The following is a 19,890-nucleotide window of genomic DNA, read 5'->3' as shown; positions in this document are numbered from 1 at the left end:
GCAAAGACATTCACACAATCATTATAAAGTTGGCAATAAGCACGTAGCAGTTGTCAAAGCAAAATCAATCAACCTGCCCGCTCTACCTGCCGCCTGCCGGTAGGCAGGGTAGACAGGCCACTGGCGGGTCAATCAATCACTATAATTGAATAGCATCTACAAACTCCTACCAATAACCAGCTTTAGTATTTCTGATGTACCCTCGCCAATGCCCAGGATACGCTGATCGCGGAAAAATCGCTCCACATCGTTATCCTTAAATAGGCCGTAAGCACCAAAAACCTGAACTGCCTCGTCGGATATCTGCTTGGCAATTTCCGAGGTGTACAGCTTCACTATAGCAGCCTGTTTTTTAAAGGGTAAATTATTATCCTTAAGCCAGCAACTATAGTAAAGGTAGTTCCTTGCCAACTCCAACTTAATATCCATATCGGCCAGCTTATCGGAAATGGCTGGAATGTGCAATAGCGTTTTGCCAAACTGTTTGCGAACACCGGCATAGGCTTTGGCCATTTCGTACGCACCTTGAGCCAAACCTAATCCCACAGCTGCAATTGAAAGCCTACCAGAATCGAGGGTTTCGAGCATATACCGCATTCCCTTACCCTGTTCACCCAACAGGTTCTCCTTTGGCGCTAAGGTATTGCGGAAGGTAAGTCGGCCGGTATCGGCAGCACGCCAAACCATTTTGTTGGTTATGGGTTCGGCTAGGTACTCCGACTGCTCCCTTTCGACCAGAATTGTAGAAAACTCCTTGTTGTTTGAATCCTGACCTGTATTTGCCAAAAGGGTAATACCCATCGACAACTCCGAGGCTGAGTTAGTAATAAATACCTTTTGCCCATTTATAACCCATTGGTTGCCGTTATGCACTGCCGATGTTTCAACAGCACGGGCATCGGAACCTGCATTGGGCTCGGTTAGGCCAAATGCCCAGATATTTTCGCCAGTTACAAGCTTAGGCAACAACCTAATCTTCTGCTCAGCAGAGCCGTACTTGTAAATTGGTGCGATGCCCAACGAGTTATGCGCGGCCATGGTGGCAGCCTGCGAACTATCGACCCGAGCTAACTCCTCAACAGCAATTATATACGATAGTGTATCGAGATTGCGTCCGCCATATTCCTCGGGAAGGGTCATTCCGAATAAGCCTAACTTACCCATCTTGCGGGTTAGTTCGGCTGAAAATTCGCCTCGGTCATCGAGCTCTTGAGCCAATGGTTTTATCTCTTTCTCAGCAAAATCACGAACTTGCTCACGGAGCTTGTTGTGAAAATCATTTATTAGTGGATGGTTCATATTTTATTAAAATTTATACAATTCTCTTGTTCAACTTTTCACCTTACTACAATTAACAATCCTAACCCCAGTTTGGTTTTCGTTTTTCTAAAAAAGCTGATATTCCCTCAATGGCCTCATCAGATGTTTTTAATCTTGCAATGGATGATGCAGTAATCTCCATAATCTCTTCAGGTGTTGATGTTGAGTTCAATTTTTTAATTAGCACCTTAATCTCCTTAATACCCTGTGGAGATGCTTTTAGAACATCACTAACTATCGAGTCAAGTAAAGGCTCCACTTGCTGAGCAGAAACTGCAAAATCAACAAAACCATAATCAAAAGCCTCCTGTGCAGAAAACCGTTTACCTGTAAACATCAAATACTTTGCTGTTGATAGTTTTAGCCTCTTTAAAATATAGGGAAGAATTGTTGATGGCGCGATACCCAGCTTAACCTCGGCGAAGGAGAACACTACATTATCCTCAGCAATAACCATATCGCAAGCAGCGAGTAAGCCGTTACCTCCACCGTAAACATTACCCGTTGCTATACCAACAACGGGTTTTGAACTGCCGTATATTGTAGCTAAGCAATTTGCCCACTTCAGACCATCCTCCAAATTCTCATCGTACCCCATCTTGCTGGCCTGGAGCATAAGCTTTAAATCGGCTCCAGCGCTAAACGATTTCCCCTTGCCGCGTAACACAATAGCTCGAATGCTGCCATTCTTGTCCAATTCGGTAAAGCAATGGTTTATCTCCTCAAGCATTTGGATGCTTATGGCATTGTGCACATCGGGTCGGTTAAGCCAAATTGTGGCCACTCCCTCGCTAATATCAAGTTGAATATTACTATAGGTATTCATATCGATTTACATTCGGTAAACACCAGGTTTATAGTCGGGAGTGGGCTTGTTAACTGCAATGGAAAGCCCCATGGCAATCCAGCTGCGGGTGTCAACGGGGTCGATAATTCCATCGTCCCACAGGCGAGCCGTGGCAAAATAGGCCGAGGCCTCATCCTCGTAACGCTGGTAAATCTCCTTTTTAAAACTTTCAATATCAACCGAATCCCTTTGTTTAACGGTGCCTAACACCTCGGCTGCCTGAGTACCGCCCATTACGGAGATTTTGGAGTTGGGCCAAGTAAGCAGCAGGTTGGGTTTATAGGCCCTGCCAGCCATAGCGTAATTACCTGCACCGTGGGAGCGCCCAAATATTATGGTGATTTTAGGGACATTAGCATTGGCCACAGCGTGAACCATTTTTGCACCATCCTTGGCAATGCCACCGTGCTCGGCATCCTTACCCACCATAAATCCGGTGATATTATGTAAGAAGAGAAGTGGTATTTTGCGAATACTGCACATCTGAATAAAATGGGTTCCCTTAAGTGACGACTCGGAGAATAGAATACCATTGTTGGCAAGAATACCCACCGTTTGGCCCATTATTTTGGCATACCCGGTAACCAGCGTTGTGCCATAGGTTGGCTTAAACTCCTGGAATTGGCTACCATCAACCAGCCTAGCAATAATCTCGTAAGGGTCAATCCATCGCGAACTTTGATCGTGAATAATTCCGTACAATTCCTCAGAAGGATAAAGCGGATTTTCGTACTGCCCATTGCCAACGAAAGATTTTTGGGGTTTGGGAAGATGCTCGAAGATATTTCGACAAATCTGTATGGCCTCCTCCTCGGAACGGGCTAAGTGATCGGCCACTCCAGATATATGTGTATGAGCATATGCGCCCCCCAGCTCCTCGGCAGAAACCTCCTCGCCAATGGCAGACTTAACCAAAGGTGGGCCAGCCAGAAAAATGGTTCCCTGCTTATCGACAATGATGGTCTCGTCGCTCATTGCTGGAATATAAGCCCCCCCAGCTGTGCAGGAGCCCATTACCATTGCAACCTGAGGAATACCTGCAGCCGACAGTCGAGCCTGATTATAAAAGATTTTACCAAAGTGATCGTGATCGGCAAAAACATTGGCCTGTTCGGGCAAAAATATTCCTCCCGACTCAACCACATAAACACAGGGTAAGTGATTATCGAGCGCTATCTCTTGGGCTCTTAGATGCTTTTTAATGGTTTCCTTAACATAGGTTCCGCCTTTAACCGTGGGGTCGTTGGCAATTATCATGGTTTCAACCCCTTGAATAATTCCGATTCCAGTTACAATTCCGGCCGAATGAAACTTGTTCTCGTACATCCCATTGGCGGCTAAGGCCGACAGCTCGAAGAAGGGCGTACCCTCATCGACAAGGGTGTTTATACGCTCACCAACGGTCAGCTTACCCTTCTCCTTGTGCTTAAGCACATAAGGATCGGTTGTTCGATTTAACGTAGCCATAAGCCGAGCCCTGAAATCTTCGATAATTTGCGAAGTATCGTTGAGGTTTTTGGCATATTGCTTTGATGAAGTATCAACTTTTGACGGTATTACCGTGCCGCTATCGCTCATATCTTTAAAATGCTTATGCAGTATTGGCAAACTATTATTGATTATCAGAATATGATAACAATAGAAGTTTTAAAATGTTAATGGATTCACGGTTCAAAGGGGTGAAAAATTTTCACTCACATAACAAACCCTAATAAACAGCAACTATCAACAATACCAATGAGGTACTGCATATGGGATATGATTTATTATTCATAGCTAATAATATGAATAGAAGGATAAAATCTTGCGAAGACACAATACTTTTTCTACTTTTATCATCAACATATGCGATGAAAACTAACAAGAAGAAACAATAAGCTTAGAGAAGAATTATGGAAAACTTATCCTACATACTGGTGATAGCCCTTCATATCTTCACCATATACGATGCGCTGAGGTACTTAAGGAATAGAAATGGAGGGTTAAGGGTGTTACTGGCTTTTATACCACCTATATTGGGCCCAATTATTTACTGGCTTACTAAAAACGGCTCCATTTTCAACCAGCGAGAAAGAGTTTTTATGAAGCGTAAAAGGCGTTTCAGCTAACACGAACCTATTCTAGGTTCTTTATCTTCACATACTTTTGAATATTCCTATTCTGGAATGAACCACCATCGGAGCTACCAAAACCTCCTTCGGGGGTAGGTGGATATAGATTAACGAAAGGCTCCACCTGAAGCACTTCGAAGTGCATAGTGTAGGGCGGCGATGTGGTTGTAACCTCAAAAATCCCCTCCAACGCCAGCACGCTAGGTTTTGACTGGTCGAGCGAGATTGTATGAATATCGCCAAAATCAGAAGCAAAGTAGCGATATTTTCCCTGGTAGGTTTTAATCACCAATCGGTTGGTAGTATATAGTTCACCAAAGGTTTCGATGTAGTATGTGGAGTCAGTGCGAAACACCAAAAAGACAGAATCTACCCCATCAACCTCCTTCATAATTTCAGAAAGATTGCCGCGTGATGAGTACCACTCGCCTATCACGCTACGATCAACTTCGAACTCCTCGTCAACCTCAGTTTTCTTACATGCCCAAGCAAGCAGCAGGAGCAGTATGGCGAAAAGTAGCGTGAACCGAATGTTCATACAATGGCAATTTATGTTTACGATGTAAATATACAAAGAGAAGACTTTAATGAAACACCCAAATTAAATTTGATTTAAAAATAATTGAGAATCACGAAGAAACTTTAAAAAAATAGAGCGCTAAAATATAACGCTCTAAATCCAAAAAACCTGTATACAGACATTACTCTTTCCCCTCAAGGTAATTCTGAAGGTAACTATACAGTTCGGTTAGTTTACCATCCTTTAGAATGGTAGCCCTTTCCATCACCCCTTCCTCATCGTTGCCTAGGAAATGGGGAACAACGGTATTTACCATAATCTTACCGAAAAACTCGCTGGCATCGCGAGGCAGCTCTCCCGGCAGGTTATCGATGGTCATCATGGTAACATTTTTCTCTCCAGAAAAAGCTGGCACCTCATTATCCTGCTCAATGCTGTAGTCGTAAAACGGATCGGCAATGGTGGTAGCCCTAAGCGTTGAAGGGATGGGCCCAGGAATATCGCAGCTAACATCTGCAATTACTTTGATGCTGAAATTCGGATCGGCCATATCTTCCTTTCTAAAGAAGATGGGTGATCTGAAGTCCCAGAAATGGCATGCTACGAACAAATCGGTAACCTTGGTATAGGGGATAAAAGTTGACAAGTGATCCATAGGATTAGTAAGCCAGTGCTGCCAGTCAAATGGTCTGCCGTCTTTTCGCTGTGCGTAGTGCCAAGGATCGAGACGACACATTACAGGCTCATTGAATTGCTGTGTAAGGTACTCTTCTGGCTCCACCTCTCTTACGCCTAGCGTTCTGAAAATCTCTAGGGCACCACTAGCCACTCGCCCACCACCAGTAATTAATATTCTAGCAGATTGCAGCTTAATCTTTCTCAGCAAGCTAACCACCTCTTGGTAGTCATGGCAATCCTTAGCACGAGGCAATTCAAATTGTCCGGTCCGCTTTCCGTAGGCAATCAAGCCATTGTAAGCCCCAACAACCCCTGCCCAATGTCCAAAAGCCACCAATCGTTCGCCCTTTGGGTTAGTTAAATACTCATGATCTAAAAGGGTTATTCCTCTATCGGCCATTGCTTGTATCAACTTACGATTATGGGGTTGTTTTTTGGCAACATGTGCAAAAAACAGATAGGACTTACCGGGCAGTAAAGCCTCTATCTTAACCTCTTTCACCCCAATTAATAGGTCACAATCGCTCACATCTTCCTGCAGAGCAATGCCTGCATCAATGTACTCCGAGTCGGCGTAACAACGCAATTGGCTAGGTTGAGCAACAACCTCTACCTCCGGAAACATTTCTTTAAGCTCTTTAGCTTGTGCTGGTGGAATGGCCACCCTTTTATCGGGAGGAGTTTTGGTTTCCCGAAGCAACCCAATTTTAAAAGTCTTATCCATATTAATTATAAATTTCAGGTATCACACTCCTGCGAAGTTAGTAAATATAAGCAGAATAAGAAATGTTGATGCCTTACACCTAATGAATAGGAATAACATCTCAGCATTGATTTTACCAAAGGTTTACAACAACCCTAAACCTCAACCAATTCATTACCAAAATAATATTTAGCACTAGGTGGTAATTTGTTCGCAAACGTTTAAGTAAATAGCCTAACTGTTAAATGCTTAACAACATTTCATAATTCATGAATAATGCTTACCTTTGCTAGGCTGACATTAAACTTTCAAGCATCTATTTATCAACGAAATACACTTAAACAATGGGAAAAAACAAGAAGTTTATCACCTGTGACGGTAACTATGCGGCATCGCACATTGCCTACATGTTTAGCGAGGTTGCAGCAATTTACCCAATCACTCCTTCGTCAACAATGGCCGAGTACATTGATGAGTGGGCTGCTTTTGGCAGAAAGAATATTTTTGGAGAAACGGTAAAAGTAACCGAGATGCAATCGGAAGCGGGTGCGGCTGGTGCTGTTCACGGATCACTCCAGTCTGGTGCACTTACCACTACTTACACTGCATCGCAGGGGCTACTACTTATGATCCCCAATATGTATAAAATTGCTGGGGAACTTCTCCCCGGTGTTTTCCACGTATCGGCTCGTAGCTTAGCAGCACAGGCTCTATCTATCTTTGGAGACCACAGCGATGTGATGAGCACTCGCCAAACAGGTTTTGCAATGCTTGCAACTGGTGGCGTTCAGGAGGTAATGGATCTTGCAGCGGTTGCGCACCTTGCATCCATCAAGTCAAGGGTTCCTTTCCTTCACTTCTTCGATGGATTCCGTACTTCACATGAGATTCAAAAAATTGAGGTTCTCGAAACCGAGGAACTTGCCGACCTAGTTGACCGTGATGCCCTTCAGGCATTCCGCGACCGTGCCCTTAACCCCGAGCACCCTGTAACCCGTGGTACTGCTCAAAACCCCGACATCTACTTCCAGTCGCGCGAAGCAGCCAACAAGTACTACGATGTGCTTCCTGAGATTGTGGAAGACTACATGAAAAAGCTTTCGGAGATAACTGGACGTAAGTACGACCTATTTGATTACTATGGTGATCCTAATGCAGAGAACATCATCGTTGCAATGGGTTCTATAACCGACACCATTAAGGAGGTTGTTGATCACCTTACCGCAAATGGCGAAAAGGTAGGTCTAATTGCTGTTCACCTATACCGTCCATTCTCGGCTAAGCACTTCTTTAGGGCATTCCCCAAGAGCGCCAAGCGTATTGCTGTGCTAGACCGCACCAAGGAAACTGGCGCCAATGGCGACCCATTGTACCTTGACGTGAAGGATCTATTCTACGGAAAAGAGAACGCCCCCATTATTGTTGGCGGACGCTACGGTTTGAGTTCTAAGGATACCACTCCTTCTCAAATCATATCGGTTTTCGACAACCTAAAGATGAACGAGCCAAAAAATCAATTCACGGTAGGTATTGTTGATGATGTGACCTTTAAATCTCTACCACTTAAGGAGGAAGTTAACCTTGCCGACAAGGGAACTTTCCAAGGTAAATTCTACGGTTTAGGATCGGATGGTACTGTAGGAGCAAACAAGAACTCCATTAAGATTATTGGTGAGAATACCGACAAGTACTGCCAGGCCTACTTCTCGTACGACTCAAAAAAATCGGGTGGTGTAACCACTTCGCACCTGCGTTTTGGCGACAAGCCCATCCGTTCACCTTATCTTGTTAATACTCCCGACTTTGTTGCTTGCCACGTACCAGCATACCTAGGCAAATACGATATGCTAAGGGGTATTCGTAAGGGTGGAACTTTTCTGCTAAATAGCATTTGGGATACTGAAGAGACAAAAGCGAAACTACCTAACTCAGTTAAAAAAGTATTAGCAGAGAAGGAAGTGAACTTCTTCATTATAAACGCTACCGAAATTGCCGAAGAGATTGGTTTGGGCAACCGCACCAACACCATTATGCAAAGCGCATTCTTTAAAATCTCTGAGGTAATACCATACGACCTAGCCGTAAGCGCTATGAAGGAAGCTGTTGACAAGAGCTTTGGTCGTAAAGGTGAGGATATAGTAAAGATGAACTACGCTGCAATTGATAAAGGTGGTGATGTTACTAAAGTTGAGGTTCCTGCTGAGTGGGCTAAGCTTGAGGCAGAAAAACCTCACTCAAACCCCAACGCACCCGACTTTGTAAACAATGTAGTTACTCCAATCAACAACCTTAATGGCGATGATCTTCCTGTAAGCGCATTCATTGGTCGCGAGGATGGTACATTCCCAGCAGGTACAACCGAGTACGAAAAGCGCGGTATTGCCGTACACGTACCCGAGTGGATACCCGACAACTGTATTCAGTGTAACCAGTGTGCATATGTTTGTCCTCACGCAGCCATCCGTCCTTTCCTACTAACCGACGAGGAGCTAGCGAACGCACCTGAGGGAACCACCACCGTAAAAGGTAACGGAGCAACCAAGGAGTTCAACTTCCGCATACAAGTAAGTGCTCTCGATTGTACCGGTTGTGGTAACTGTGCCGATATTTGTCCTGCCAAAACCAAGGCTCTTGAGATGAAGACCCTCGAGTCTCAACTTGCCGAAGTTGAGCGCTTTGAATACATGGACAAGAAAGTGGGCTATAAGGAAACAGTACTTGACAAGAGCAAGAGCGTTAAGAATAGCCAGTTTGCTCAGCCATTATTCGAGTTTAGCGGTGCATGTGCCGGTTGTGGAGAAACTCCATATATTAAAACCATCACCCAACTCTACGGCGACCGTATGATTGTAGCCAACGCTACTGGTTGCTCATCCATCTACGGTGGTTCTGCACCATCAACCCCCTACCGTGCCAACAAGGATGGACATGGTGTTGCTTGGGCAAACTCTCTATTCGAGGATAACGCCGAGTATGGTTTTGGTATGGCTACTGGTATAAACAAGCTACGCGATCGCATTGCCGACAGAATTAACAAAGGGCTAGCCAACGGCTATAAAGAGGAAACCAAAGAAGCCATGAAGCTTTGGCTAGAGAACAAGGAAAACGCCGAAGGTTCGAAAGAAGCATCAGCCAAACTGATTGTTGCCCTTGAGAAAGAAAATGACGACTTGGCCAAGGAGCTACTTGCCCTTAAGCAGTACTTCATTAAGAAGTCGGTTTGGGTATTTGGTGGCGACGGCTGGGCTTACGACATTGGATATGGTGGTGTTGACCATGTAATTGCATCAGGTGAAGATATCAACCTGCTTGTACTTGACACTGAGGTATACTCCAACACTGGTGGACAATCGTCAAAATCAACTCCTGTTGCTGCTGTTGCTAAGTTTGCCGCAGCGGGTAAGCGAATCCGCAAGAAGGATCTAGGTATGATGGCTATGTCGTATGGATACGTGTACGTAGCACAGGTTGCTATGGGCGCTAACCACAACCAGTACTTTAAGGCCCTACGCGAGGCTGAGGAGTATCCTGGACCAAGCCTAATCATTGCCTACTCTCCATGTATCAACCACGGGCTAAGGAATGGTATGGGTGCAACCCAAAACCAGACCAAGCTTGCTGTTGAAGCTGGATACTGGCAAACCTACAGGTTCGACCCAAGGCTTGAGGCCGAAGGTAAGAACCCATTCCAATTCGACTCTAAAGAGCCAGACTGGAGTAAATTCCAAGAATTCCTTAAGAGCGAGGTTCGCTATACTACGCTTCAGAAATCGTTCCCCGAGGAGGCTATGGAGCTGTTTAAAGCAGCCGAAGAGAATGCTCGTTGGAGGTACAACTCATACAAGCGTCTTGCAGCAATGGAATACGGTAAATAATTCCTACTTCGCATAAGAAAAGGTGCCTTAATGGCACCTTTTTTTTTATCTAAACCAAAAGATTTGTAAATTGCACTAAGGCTGCCCCCAGACTGAATAGCACCTTAAACTAGTCATCAACCAATTGAACAATCCTGTGATAAGATTTCTGTTAACAACTCTGCTATTTTTAATGGCTTCTAGCTTTCCACAAGCACAAAATTTAGCAACAGGCCCCAAACCAATCCATAGGCAATTTAGCGTAGATGATGGATTACCCTCCAACGAAACATACCATATTGTCCAAGACTCCATTGGTTATCTTTGGATTGCCACTGCCAACGGTGTTAGCCGATTCGACGGTTATTCTTTTAAGAATTTTGGAGTGAATGAAGGTCTGGTGGAAAGCACCATCCATGAAATATTTATCGATTACAAAGGTAGAATTTGGTTCATATCGAGCTCAGGCCGATTGGCCTATTTTGAGGACGATGAAATTAAACCATTTGCGTACAACCATCGGCTTAACGACTACATTGCCCAGTCGCGTGGAACTATTAAAAAATCGTTTTATGTTGATACGCTTGACAATGTGAACATCTCGTTTAGAGGTATTGGACGCATTGTTATTTCAGCAGAAGGTATTGTAACTGAACCCCATGAAATTCAAGACGTAAGCATTATTGTTGAAAAACATCCAGATGGGCCACTGCTAGTATCAAACAAATCGATTTATGGGAGTCAATACAATGATCTGGAAGAGTTTAAAAAGAGGTTTCTCTTCTCATTTAGGCTTCCTAATGACACCTTCAACATTCAAAATACAAATGTTCGCTCACCGTTCCATTTCATTATAATTGAAGAATCTCACAATAAGTTGATTCTAAGTAATGGGGGAAGGGTAATGAAAGTTGAGAATAGAAACATTATATCCTATCATGATTTTGGTTATGAAGTAATTTGGACTAGCCTAGAATACAACAATAATTTATGGGTAGCTCCCATTGAAGGTGGTGTACACAGGCTGCATAATGGCCATTTCAATCATCCCAATAACCTCTTTATTCTGGAGAAGTACCAAATCTCATCTGTAGAAAGGGATCACGAGAATGGTTACTGGTTTACAAGCCTTGCCAACGGGATATTTTACATCCCCAACATCAATATCCTAACTTACAACGAAGAATCGGGACTTCCCAGCGAGAGAGTAAACACTGTATTTGCCAATAGAGCCGGCGTATATGCTGGTAGTGAGCAGGGCACAATTAGCCATATCCAAAATCAAAGCATAACCAACTACACCCTTAGAACAGACTCTTTAGGGGTTCTACCAATTAGGTTCATTGGCATTGACTCAACATCTTCCCACATATGGATTGGCACCAGCGCATATCTCCACTCAATGGATAAGAACAATAATGTAAAAGACTACTTTTCATCGCAAACAATGGGTAGTCACCCCAGAGATATGATTCATTCTAGTGACGGTGGCTACTGGATTGCGAGTAGCTGGGGTATTAGTAAGTTTGACGGAGAATCGTTTGTTTACACCTCACGGTTAGAGCATGAGTTCAGCGGAATAGTTAACTCTGTTTACGAGGACTCCACTCGCGCTGTGTGGATGGCTACCAACAATGGTGTGTGGAAGTATCATTCCAACATCTACGAATATATGGGTGAAAAACACTCCCTTTTTGCCCAATCGGCAAGTTACATAACCTGTACGTTCGACAAGAAGTTACTCGTATCAACAAAGGGAATTGGACTTTTGGTATTTGATGGAATTAACCTTTGGCAGATTACCCAGAGCAACGGCATTGCAAGTAACTACATCAACAAAATTTTTGTTGCCCCTTCGGGCATTTGGCTTGCCACAAACAGAGGTGTTAGCCTTATTACGGGCGATTTAGCTGGCAATTTTAATGTGACCAACATCAACACATCACATGGGCTACCAACCAATGAAACTACCGACATTTTTGTTAGAGGTAGCCTAGCTTATGTTTCAACCACCAAAGGGTTATCAGTAATAAATATCAATAATTTCAAACCTAACGAGGTTAGCACAAAATGCTTAATAACTGATTTCATTCTCAATGGGCAAAGTTACGGGTTAAAAGAACAACCTATTGAAGTTGACTACGGAAACAATACCATTGAAATTGACTACGTTGGTTTCGCATTTAAAAACTTTGGCCGAATCCAGTACCGTTACCGCTTTGATGGGCCTGAAGCCAAGTGGGTATATACCACTACCCCAACTTCAACCTTTAGCCAGCTATCACCGGGCAATTACTTCTTTCAGGTTCAGGCACAAAACTCCGATGGGATATGGGGCCAAACAGCCGAAATTCAGTTTACTATTAGGCCAGCCATATGGCAAACCTACTGGTTTATAATCATATCAACTCTTGTCTTCACTCTGTTTATCTACCTGATCTATCGCCTTCGCATAGCATCAATCAAAAAGCGTAACAACCTAGTAAACAACCTCAATGTGTATAAACAAAAATCGTTGAGGCAGCAAATGAATCCCCATTTTATTTTCAATACGCTAAACTCAATTCAACTTTACATTCTTGAAAAGGATCATATCAGCTCTCATAAGTACCTCACCAAGTTTGCCAAGCTAATGCGATTGATTCTCGACAACTCACAGGTTTCATCCATCCCACTAAAGGATGAGCTAGAAGCTTTAAGGCTATACCTTGAGCTGGAATCCCTAAGGCTATCAGGCAAGTTCGAATACTATATTGAGGTGGAGAACGACAAGCTGCTCGAGCTGCGGGTTCCCACGCTCTTGATACAACCCTTTGTGGAAAACTCCATTTGGCATGGCATTATGCTTAAAACCAAGCAAGAGGGTTGGGTTAAGGTTCACATAGCAGGTGTAAGCAACGTTTTAATATGTACAATAGAAGATAATGGTGTGGGCCGAAAACTGGCTCAGGAAATTAGAGCAAAGCAGGATCCCGAAAGAAAATCGCTAGGATTTAAAATAACTGCACAGCGTATCGATCTACTGAACTCTCTATACAAAGAGCGGTTTGATATTAAGTATTTCGATATCAATAATCCCGATGGTAGCACAGGCACCAAAGTGGTAATCAGAATACCTCAGGATGTGCTGGAAGAAAATGGTTTTGATTGAGCCACGATAACAAACTAGTGATAGATTTTTTGTAGTTTTGCACCGTAATAATCAGTGCCTATGCTAAGCGCCATAATCATCGACGATGAACAAGCAGCCCTACGAACCCTAGAGCTCTTATTAAATTCATACTGTCCCAATGTGAGCGTGGTTGCTAAAGGCCATTCGGTTGCCGAAGGGCTTGAACTGGTGAACAAGCACAACCCCGACATCGTTTTTCTTGATATCGAAATGCCTCAGGCCAATGGCTTTGAGCTGCTAGAACAGCTGCCCGATCTAGACTTTGAGGTGATCTTTATAACCGCTTACAATCAGTTTGCTGTTAAGGCCTTTAAGTACAGCGCCATTGACTACATACTTAAGCCCATTGATATTGAGGAACTGGTTAAGGCTGTTGAGAAAGTAACCGAAATTCGCAAAACAAAAATTAGCCCCCGTGAAAGATACAAGGCGCTATTTCAGAATATTGAACAAATTCTACCTCAAAAATTGGTTGTCCCAAATGAGGGTAATTACAAGTACGTAGATCTTAACGCTGTTTTAAAACTCGAAACCCACAAAAATCAATATACATTTACAATGGTTGGTGGCACTACCTTTACTTGTTCAACTGGGAATCTTGATGTGGAAAACAATTTGCTGAAGAAAGGGTTTATATCAACAGAAAAAGGAGTGCTAGTGAACCTGAACAAGGTTGAAAAGATCGATAAGAAAGGCGACGGAACCATTATCCTTGAAGGAGATTACCATGTTGCTTTAAGCCCTACCAACCGTGAAAAAATCATTTCACATCTCGAGAAGATAGTTCAAGCGGGTAAAAACGTCTAACATTCAAAACTTTGGGTAGAATAGTTGCACTTGATATTGGACGGAAAAGAACGGGAATTGCCGCAACTGATCCGCTACAAATTATTGCCAATGGGATTGCTACGGTTGCTACTGCTCATTTGTTCGATTTCTTTGCAAGCTACATTCAAGAAAACCCTGTTGAGCTCGTGGTTATTGGTATGCCAAAACAAATGAACAATGAGCCATCGGAAGCTGTTAAATACATCGAACCAGTTATAAATAGATTTAAAAAGCTACACCCCCAAATACCCATCAAGCTAGTTGATGAGCGCTTCACCTCAAAAATAGCGTTTCAAACCATGCTTGACGGAGGAGTAAAAAAGATGGACAGACGCGACAAGGCAATGGTTGATACCATTAGCGCAACCATTATTTTGCAATCGTATCTCGAAAGTTTAGATTTTGACAAACAGAAATAATAATGATAAAACCAGTTTACGTTTACGGATCGCCCGTATTAAGAAGGGTTGCACAGGATATTACCCCCGATTACCCCAAGCTAAAGGAGCTTATTGACGATATGTTCGAAACTATGTACCACTCCGATGGCATTGGGCTTGCCGCACCACAGGTTGGGCTCTCCATTAGGCTTTTCGTGATGGATGGGAATCCGCTTGCAGAGGATAATCCCGAATTGGAAGGATTTAAGAAGGTTTTCATCAATGCACATATTGTTGAGAAAGATGAGCACGAAACACTATACAACGAGGGTTGCCTAAGCATTCCAAACATTAGGGAGGATGTTGAGCGCCCCGAGTCAATTGTCATTAGGTATGTTGATGAGAATTTCACTCCCCATGAGGAGCGATACGATGGCGTTGCTGCCCGCATAATACAGCATGAGTACGACCATCTGGATGGAATTCTTTTTACGGACAAGGTTTCGACAATTCGAAAGCAGCTGCTAAAGAGTAAGCTCAATGCTATAACCAAGGGTAAGTTCAGCGCATCGTACAAGGTTAAGCTGGCATAGCGCTAACCATAATTGGTTACCAAAGGTTTACCATATAACCTCTCCTTTACCCTCCCTTACAAGGGTTGGCTCAGCCTCGGTACAATCAACTATGGTTGAGGGTATGTTTCCGCCATACCCACCGTCAATTACCACATCCACCAAATCTTGATACTTCTCGTAAATTAGTTCAGGGTCGGTGGTGTACTCAATAACTTCATCATCATCTTTCAGCGATGTGGTGAGAATTGGATTGCCTAGCAGCTTTACCAACTCCAGAATAATGGAGTTATCAGGAATTCGAATCCCAACAGTTTTGCGCTTGCTGATAAAATAATCGGGAACCCTGTTTAGGCCCGGTAGAATAAAAGTGAAAGGGCCAGGCAGGTTACGTTTTAGCAATTTGAATGTGCTATTGTCAATACGTGCGTAATCGGCAATGTGGCTAAGGTCGCTACAGATAAACGAAAAGCGGGCTTCCTTAGGTTTCATCTCCTTAATCTTTATAATGCGCTCCACGGCCTTTGGTTTGGAGATATCGCAGCCAATGCCGTAAACGGTATCGGTTGGATAGATTATCACACCTCCGTTTTGTAGAACATCAACAACCTGATCTAAATCTCTTGGATTAGGGTTCTCGGGGTAAATTTTTATTAGCATAGCCAAAAAAGTTAAAAAAATGGCACACCCTTACGTAGCGTAAAAAGTGTGCCTAAAGATATGGTAAAAAAGTTTACTAGCCGTTAACCTTCTTGTAATCTTCTAAAAACTTGGCCAAACCAATGTCGGTTAGGGGGTGCTTCAGTAATCCCAGAATGGCATCCAAAGGGCAGGTTGCCACATCGGCACCAGCCTCGAGGCACTGAACAATGTGCATAGTGTGGCGGATAGAAGCTGCCAACACCTGTGTACCATACTCGTAGTAGTTATAAACATCAACTATTTGGCGGATAAGCTCCACGCCATCGGTTGAAACATCATCGAGCCTGCCAATGAAAGGCGAAACGTAGGTGGCCCCAGCTTTTGCAGCCAAAAGAGCCTGCCCAACGGAAAAGACTAGGGTACAGTTGGTACGAATGCCATTATCGGTAAAATACTTGATGGCCTTTATGCCCTCCTTGGTGCAAGGCACCTTAACAACGATCTGCTCATGCAGTGCTGCCAGCTCCTTACCCTCACGAATCATCCCCTCAAAATCGGTGGCAATAACCTCTGCCGAGATATCGCCCTTAACAATGTTGCAAATATCTACGTAGTGCTGCTTTATGTTGGCCTCGCCCTTAATGCCCTCCTTGGCCATTAGCGATGGGTTGGTAGTTACTCCGTCGAGCACGCCAAGGTCGTTGGCTTCGCGAATTTGATCGAGGTTTGCTGTATCGATAAAGAATCTCATAACAATAAATATTTAGTTGATGGTTAGGGCGCAAAGATAAGAAATTTATTGTTGAGAGCTTTGTTGCAACTTGAGTTTGTGGAGATATTGCTTCATATCAAGCGAAACCTCGGGAGCAAGATACATTAACCCAATAATGTTGGGGAAGGCCATCCCTAGAATCATCATATCAGAAAAATCGATAACAGCTGTAAGGCTGCTGGATGCACCCACCACGATGCTGGCAAGGAAAAAGAAGTAGTAAACCAAATCGGACATTCTACTTTTTCCAGTTAATCTTGTTAATGGCTTTGCAAAAAGGAAATTAAACCCCTTAAGGCCATAGTAGGACCATGATATCATGGTGGAGAAGGCAAAAAGGAAAATGCAAAGCACCAGAATGTAAGGGAACCAAGGTAGTATGCTGCCAAATGCTGCGGCAGTGAGCTGCGCTCCCTCCAGCCCATCGGGGTTCACGTACAAACCAGTTGATACAATCCCCAAAGCGGTCATGGTACACACCACCATGGTATCGACAAACGGTTCGAGCAGGGCAACCATCCCTTCGCTCACAGGCTCTGTAGTTTGTGCCGCTGCGTGTGCAATGGGCGATGAACCAATTCCTGCCTCATTGGAGAATGCTCCCCGCTGAAACCCAACGAATAGTGCCCCAAAGAATCCTCCACCAATGGCCTCGAGGCCAAAAGCACTTCTGAAAATTAGCTTAAATATTGCTCCCAGCTCGCTAAAATGAACGCCAATGATATACATTGAGGTTACTATATAGATGATGGCCATAATGGGTACAAGCTTGCTGGTTACTCGCGCTATGCCCTTAATTCCGCCAACAACAACAAGCCCAACCAGGAAAGCAACCACTAAACCAAAAACGGCTCCGTACCCCTCCATCTGTGGAACTACATACTGCAGCTGGGCAAAAGCCTGATTCACCTGAAGCATATTTCCACCACCGAAAGAAGCGCCTATTACCAGAATAGCAAATAGAATGGCAAGGAAAATGCCCAGCTGTTTCCGCCCCTTACCCTCCAATCCTTTTCGCAAATAATACATTGGGCCACCCGAAACTTTTCCTTTCTCATCAATTACTCTGTATTTAACACCAAGGGTACATTCGGTAAACTTAAGCGACATTCCAAGAAAACCGGCCATTATCATCCAAATGGTTGCGCCTGGGCCTCCCAAGCTTATGGCTATAGCAACACCCGCAATATTCCCCAGCCCCACCGTGGCCGAAAGCGCTGTGGTAAGGGCCTGAAAAGGGCTAACCTCCCCTTGGCTTTGTTTGGACCTGTAACGACCCGATGCAAGCGCAACGCCATGCCCAAAAGCACGAATATTTATGAACTTCATCCTTATGGTAAAAAACAGGCCACCAACTATTAACCATAAAACAACAATAGGCGCAGCAGCGCCTATATCAATTCCTAATGCTTTTATGGGATCCCAAAACAAGATTTGCGAAAGTGCATCAACTACGGGTTGAAACATCTCATTGATTCGTTGATCAATACCTTTCATCAATCATTAGGTTTATGTTTGGATGTAGCTCACAATTGCTTACCGACAGCAACCGATAACTCCTCAAACCGTTGTTTTATCTGTTTCAGCTCCTTGTATTCAACATTATTGAAACGTAATGACTTTTTGCCTTCAGGCAAATGGATATCTACCTCATTTAGCTTAATCACAATCTTGTTTACGTCTTGTAATTGAATCGACTCGGGTGAACACTGCTTTGGAAGAAGGTAGCTAATGCAATTGCCTCCAAATTCGATGAAGTACCTAGTATTTCGTAATGCAATAGCATACTGTAAAATCACAACTAGACCTTGGAAGGCGATGAAGGTAAGACTTGCTCTTGAACCAAATGCATCGAACTGAAGTTCAAGTACAAACAATCGAATAAGGAACACGATTCCGTAAACAAACATCAATAACCCAAGTACATAGAAATACTTTGCAAATCTGTTCTTAAAAATCTTGTATAGGTATATCCGTTCCATAGCTACTAAAATTTACCCAAGGCCACCCCAAAAAATGCTGTAGATAAGTATGGCTGCAATGGCAACAGGCGCAACAAATTTCACAATATTTACAAATGCTAGAAAATACTTAGCCCTGAGTTCGCCCTCGTTAGTTAGCTCTTGCTTAATAATCTTTTTGCCCGCAAACCAACCAACAAACAGCACTATGAGAAGGCCTCCTAACGGAAGTAGAACATTTGATGCAGTGTAATCGAGCAAATCGAAAATACTTTTACCAAAAATCGTGAACTTATCAAGGGGGCCAAACGAAAGAGAAGCAAATACGCCTAAAACAGAAATAGATGCAGTGGCAATAAAAGTAGCCTTTCTGCGAGAAATTTTTAGCTCCTCGGAGAAGAAAGCCACCACCACCTCGAGCAGCGATATGGTGGAGGTTAGGGCAGCAACAGCCAGCAGTATAAAGAAAACAGCACCAAAGAAATCGCCGCCGGGCATCTGCTGAAAAATCCCTGGCAAGGTAATGAACACAAGGCTTGGCCCTGATCCTGGTTCAATGCCAAAGGCAAATACGGCGGGAAAAATCATAACCCCTGCCAGTATGGCTATCACGCTATCGGATATAGCTACCTCAACGGCTGTTGAGGCAAGATTCTCCTTCTTACTAAAATACGATGAGTAGGTAATAAGTGCGCCCATCCCCAAGCTCAACGAGAAGAATGCCTGTCCCAATGCGAACAGAATGGTTTTGCCTGTTACCTTACTGAAGTCGGGTTTAAACAGAAATGCCAAGCCATCCTTGCCCCCTTCGAGCGTAACGGATCGAATACAGAGTAGGATGATCAGAAATAGAAGTACCGGCATTAGCAGCTTGGTGTATTTCTCAATCCCTTTTTTCACACCAGCTAAAACAATAAGGGCAGTTAAAACCATAAACACTAGCTGCCAAGCAATGGGCTTAAGTGGGCTTGATATGAAACCAATAAAGTTTCGCTCCAAATCGGCTGGCGACTGACCAGCAAACCTATGTGATACAGAGCTTATAATGTACTCTAAGGTCCACCCAGCAACAGAGCTGTAAAATGCCAAAATAAAGAAGGCTGCAACCACGCCCATGAAACCAATCAGGTTCCATCGGGTACCTGGAGCTATTAGCGAAAACGATCCGTAAGCATTCTTCTGCCCTTTCCGGCCAATGGCAAATTCCGACATCATTACTGGAACTCCGATGAGCAGAACAAAAAACAGGTAAATAAGAAGGAATGCTCCACCTCCGTTCTCGCCTGCTACATAGGGGAACTTCCAAATATTACCAAGGCCAACAGCCGATCCGGCGGCAGCGGCAATAATTCCAAACTTACTTCCAAAGTTATCACGAGGGGTAGGGTTAGTAGGCATACTGTTAGGTTAATTTTACTGAAAAAATCACGCCAATTTGCAAAAAAATGTTGGCAAAGCCAAATAGAATCACAGCATTATTAGACGATTGGCAAACAAAAGGATTAATGGGGATAGGGTAGAATGATTGGT

The 19,890-nt window shown here is 43.7% G+C and carries 16 protein-coding genes; 6 read left to right on the top strand and 10 right to left on the bottom strand.

The genetic code is table 11. The features are described 5' to 3' along the window. Positions 1-156: 156 nt before the first annotated feature. From G8O23_RS01815 to G8O23_RS01805, 3 genes are all read right to left on the bottom strand, one after another. On the bottom strand, positions 157-1,299 hold the full coding sequence (locus tag G8O23_RS01815; RefSeq protein WP_166361157.1) for an acyl-CoA dehydrogenase family protein: 1,143 nt from the start codon (positions 1,297-1,299) through the stop codon (positions 157-159). Between the two features lie 61 nt (positions 1,300-1,360). Next, positions 1,361-2,146 (bottom strand): enoyl-CoA hydratase-related protein, encoded by a 786-nt coding sequence (locus G8O23_RS01810; RefSeq protein WP_166361155.1) that lies wholly within the window; start codon positions 2,144-2,146, stop codon positions 1,361-1,363. A gap of 6 nt (positions 2,147-2,152) precedes the next feature. Beyond that, entirely contained in the window at positions 2,153-3,745 is a 1,593-nt protein-coding gene (locus G8O23_RS01805; protein ID WP_166361153.1) for a carboxyl transferase domain-containing protein, read from the bottom strand. Between the two features lie 314 nt (positions 3,746-4,059). On the opposite strand from G8O23_RS01805, the gene G8O23_RS01800 reads away from it, so the two are divergent. Next, positions 4,060-4,275, top strand: a complete 216-nt coding sequence (locus G8O23_RS01800) for a hypothetical protein (RefSeq protein ID WP_166361151.1) — start codon at positions 4,060-4,062, stop codon at positions 4,273-4,275. 7 nt (positions 4,276-4,282) lie between these two features. Here the strand turns inward: G8O23_RS01800 and G8O23_RS01795 are convergent, their stop codons facing one another. Both G8O23_RS01795 and G8O23_RS01790 read right to left on the bottom strand, forming a co-directional pair. Continuing rightward, a complete protein-coding gene (locus G8O23_RS01795; RefSeq protein ID WP_166361149.1) occupies positions 4,283-4,816 on the bottom strand; it encodes a hypothetical protein in 534 nt (177 codons plus the stop codon). Between the two features lie 163 nt (positions 4,817-4,979). Continuing rightward, positions 4,980-6,200: an NAD(P)-dependent oxidoreductase gene (locus G8O23_RS01790; RefSeq protein ID WP_166361147.1), complete on the bottom strand. Its 1,221-nt coding sequence runs from the start codon at positions 6,198-6,200 to the stop codon at positions 4,980-4,982. 323 nt (positions 6,201-6,523) lie between these two features. Here G8O23_RS01790 and nifJ point away from each other — a divergent pair, with 323 nt between their 5' ends. From nifJ to def, 5 genes are all read left to right on the top strand, one after another. Beyond that, complete coding sequence (nifJ, locus tag G8O23_RS01785) at positions 6,524-10,054, top strand: pyruvate:ferredoxin (flavodoxin) oxidoreductase (protein ID WP_166361145.1); 3,531 nt, start codon at positions 6,524-6,526, stop codon at positions 10,052-10,054. A 172-nt stretch (positions 10,055-10,226) separates the two neighbouring features. Beyond that, positions 10,227-13,184 (top strand): sensor histidine kinase, encoded by a 2,958-nt coding sequence (locus tag G8O23_RS01780; protein ID WP_166361143.1) that lies wholly within the window; start codon positions 10,227-10,229, stop codon positions 13,182-13,184. A 60-nt stretch (positions 13,185-13,244) separates the two neighbouring features. Beyond that, entirely contained in the window at positions 13,245-14,012 is a 768-nt protein-coding gene (locus tag G8O23_RS01775; RefSeq protein ID WP_166361141.1) for a LytR/AlgR family response regulator transcription factor, read from the top strand. A gap of 11 nt (positions 14,013-14,023) precedes the next feature. After that, positions 14,024-14,452, top strand: a complete 429-nt coding sequence (gene ruvX / locus G8O23_RS01770) for a Holliday junction resolvase RuvX (RefSeq protein ID WP_166361139.1) — start codon at positions 14,024-14,026, stop codon at positions 14,450-14,452. Between the two features lie 2 nt (positions 14,453-14,454). After that, the gene (def, locus tag G8O23_RS01765) at positions 14,455-15,006 is read left to right on the top strand and encodes a peptide deformylase (protein ID WP_166361137.1); all 552 of its coding nucleotides are present in this window, start codon (positions 14,455-14,457) and stop codon (positions 15,004-15,006) included. Between the two features lie 27 nt (positions 15,007-15,033). Here def and G8O23_RS01760 read toward each other — a convergent pair whose 3' ends face one another. The 5 genes from G8O23_RS01760 to G8O23_RS01740 all read right to left on the bottom strand — a co-directional run bounded on the left by G8O23_RS01760 (position 15,034) and on the right by G8O23_RS01740 (position 19,758). Next, on the bottom strand, positions 15,034-15,645 hold the full coding sequence (locus tag G8O23_RS01760) for an L-threonylcarbamoyladenylate synthase (RefSeq protein ID WP_166361135.1): 612 nt from the start codon (positions 15,643-15,645) through the stop codon (positions 15,034-15,036). Positions 15,646-15,721: 76 nt separating this feature from the next. Further along, positions 15,722-16,378 (bottom strand): fructose-6-phosphate aldolase, encoded by a 657-nt coding sequence (fsa, locus tag G8O23_RS01755; RefSeq protein WP_166361133.1) that lies wholly within the window; start codon positions 16,376-16,378, stop codon positions 15,722-15,724. 45 nt (positions 16,379-16,423) lie between these two features. Continuing rightward, positions 16,424-17,896, bottom strand: a complete 1,473-nt coding sequence (locus G8O23_RS01750) for an alanine/glycine:cation symporter family protein (protein WP_166361131.1) — start codon at positions 17,894-17,896, stop codon at positions 16,424-16,426. Between the two features lie 29 nt (positions 17,897-17,925). Beyond that, a complete protein-coding gene (locus G8O23_RS01745) occupies positions 17,926-18,381 on the bottom strand; it encodes a hypothetical protein (protein WP_166361129.1) in 456 nt (151 codons plus the stop codon). Positions 18,382-18,393: 12 nt separating this feature from the next. Next, on the bottom strand, positions 18,394-19,758 hold the full coding sequence (locus tag G8O23_RS01740; protein WP_166361127.1) for a sodium-dependent transporter: 1,365 nt from the start codon (positions 19,756-19,758) through the stop codon (positions 18,394-18,396). Positions 19,759-19,890 lie beyond the last annotated feature (132 nt).

The sequence above is a fragment of the Perlabentimonas gracilis genome (genome assembly GCF_011174675.1).
GTDB classification, from domain to species: Bacteria; Bacteroidota; Bacteroidia; order Bacteroidales; family Tenuifilaceae; genus Perlabentimonas; species Perlabentimonas gracilis.
Note: the sequence above shows the minus strand (reverse complement) of the source record. Positions and strands in the feature narration are given on the sequence as shown.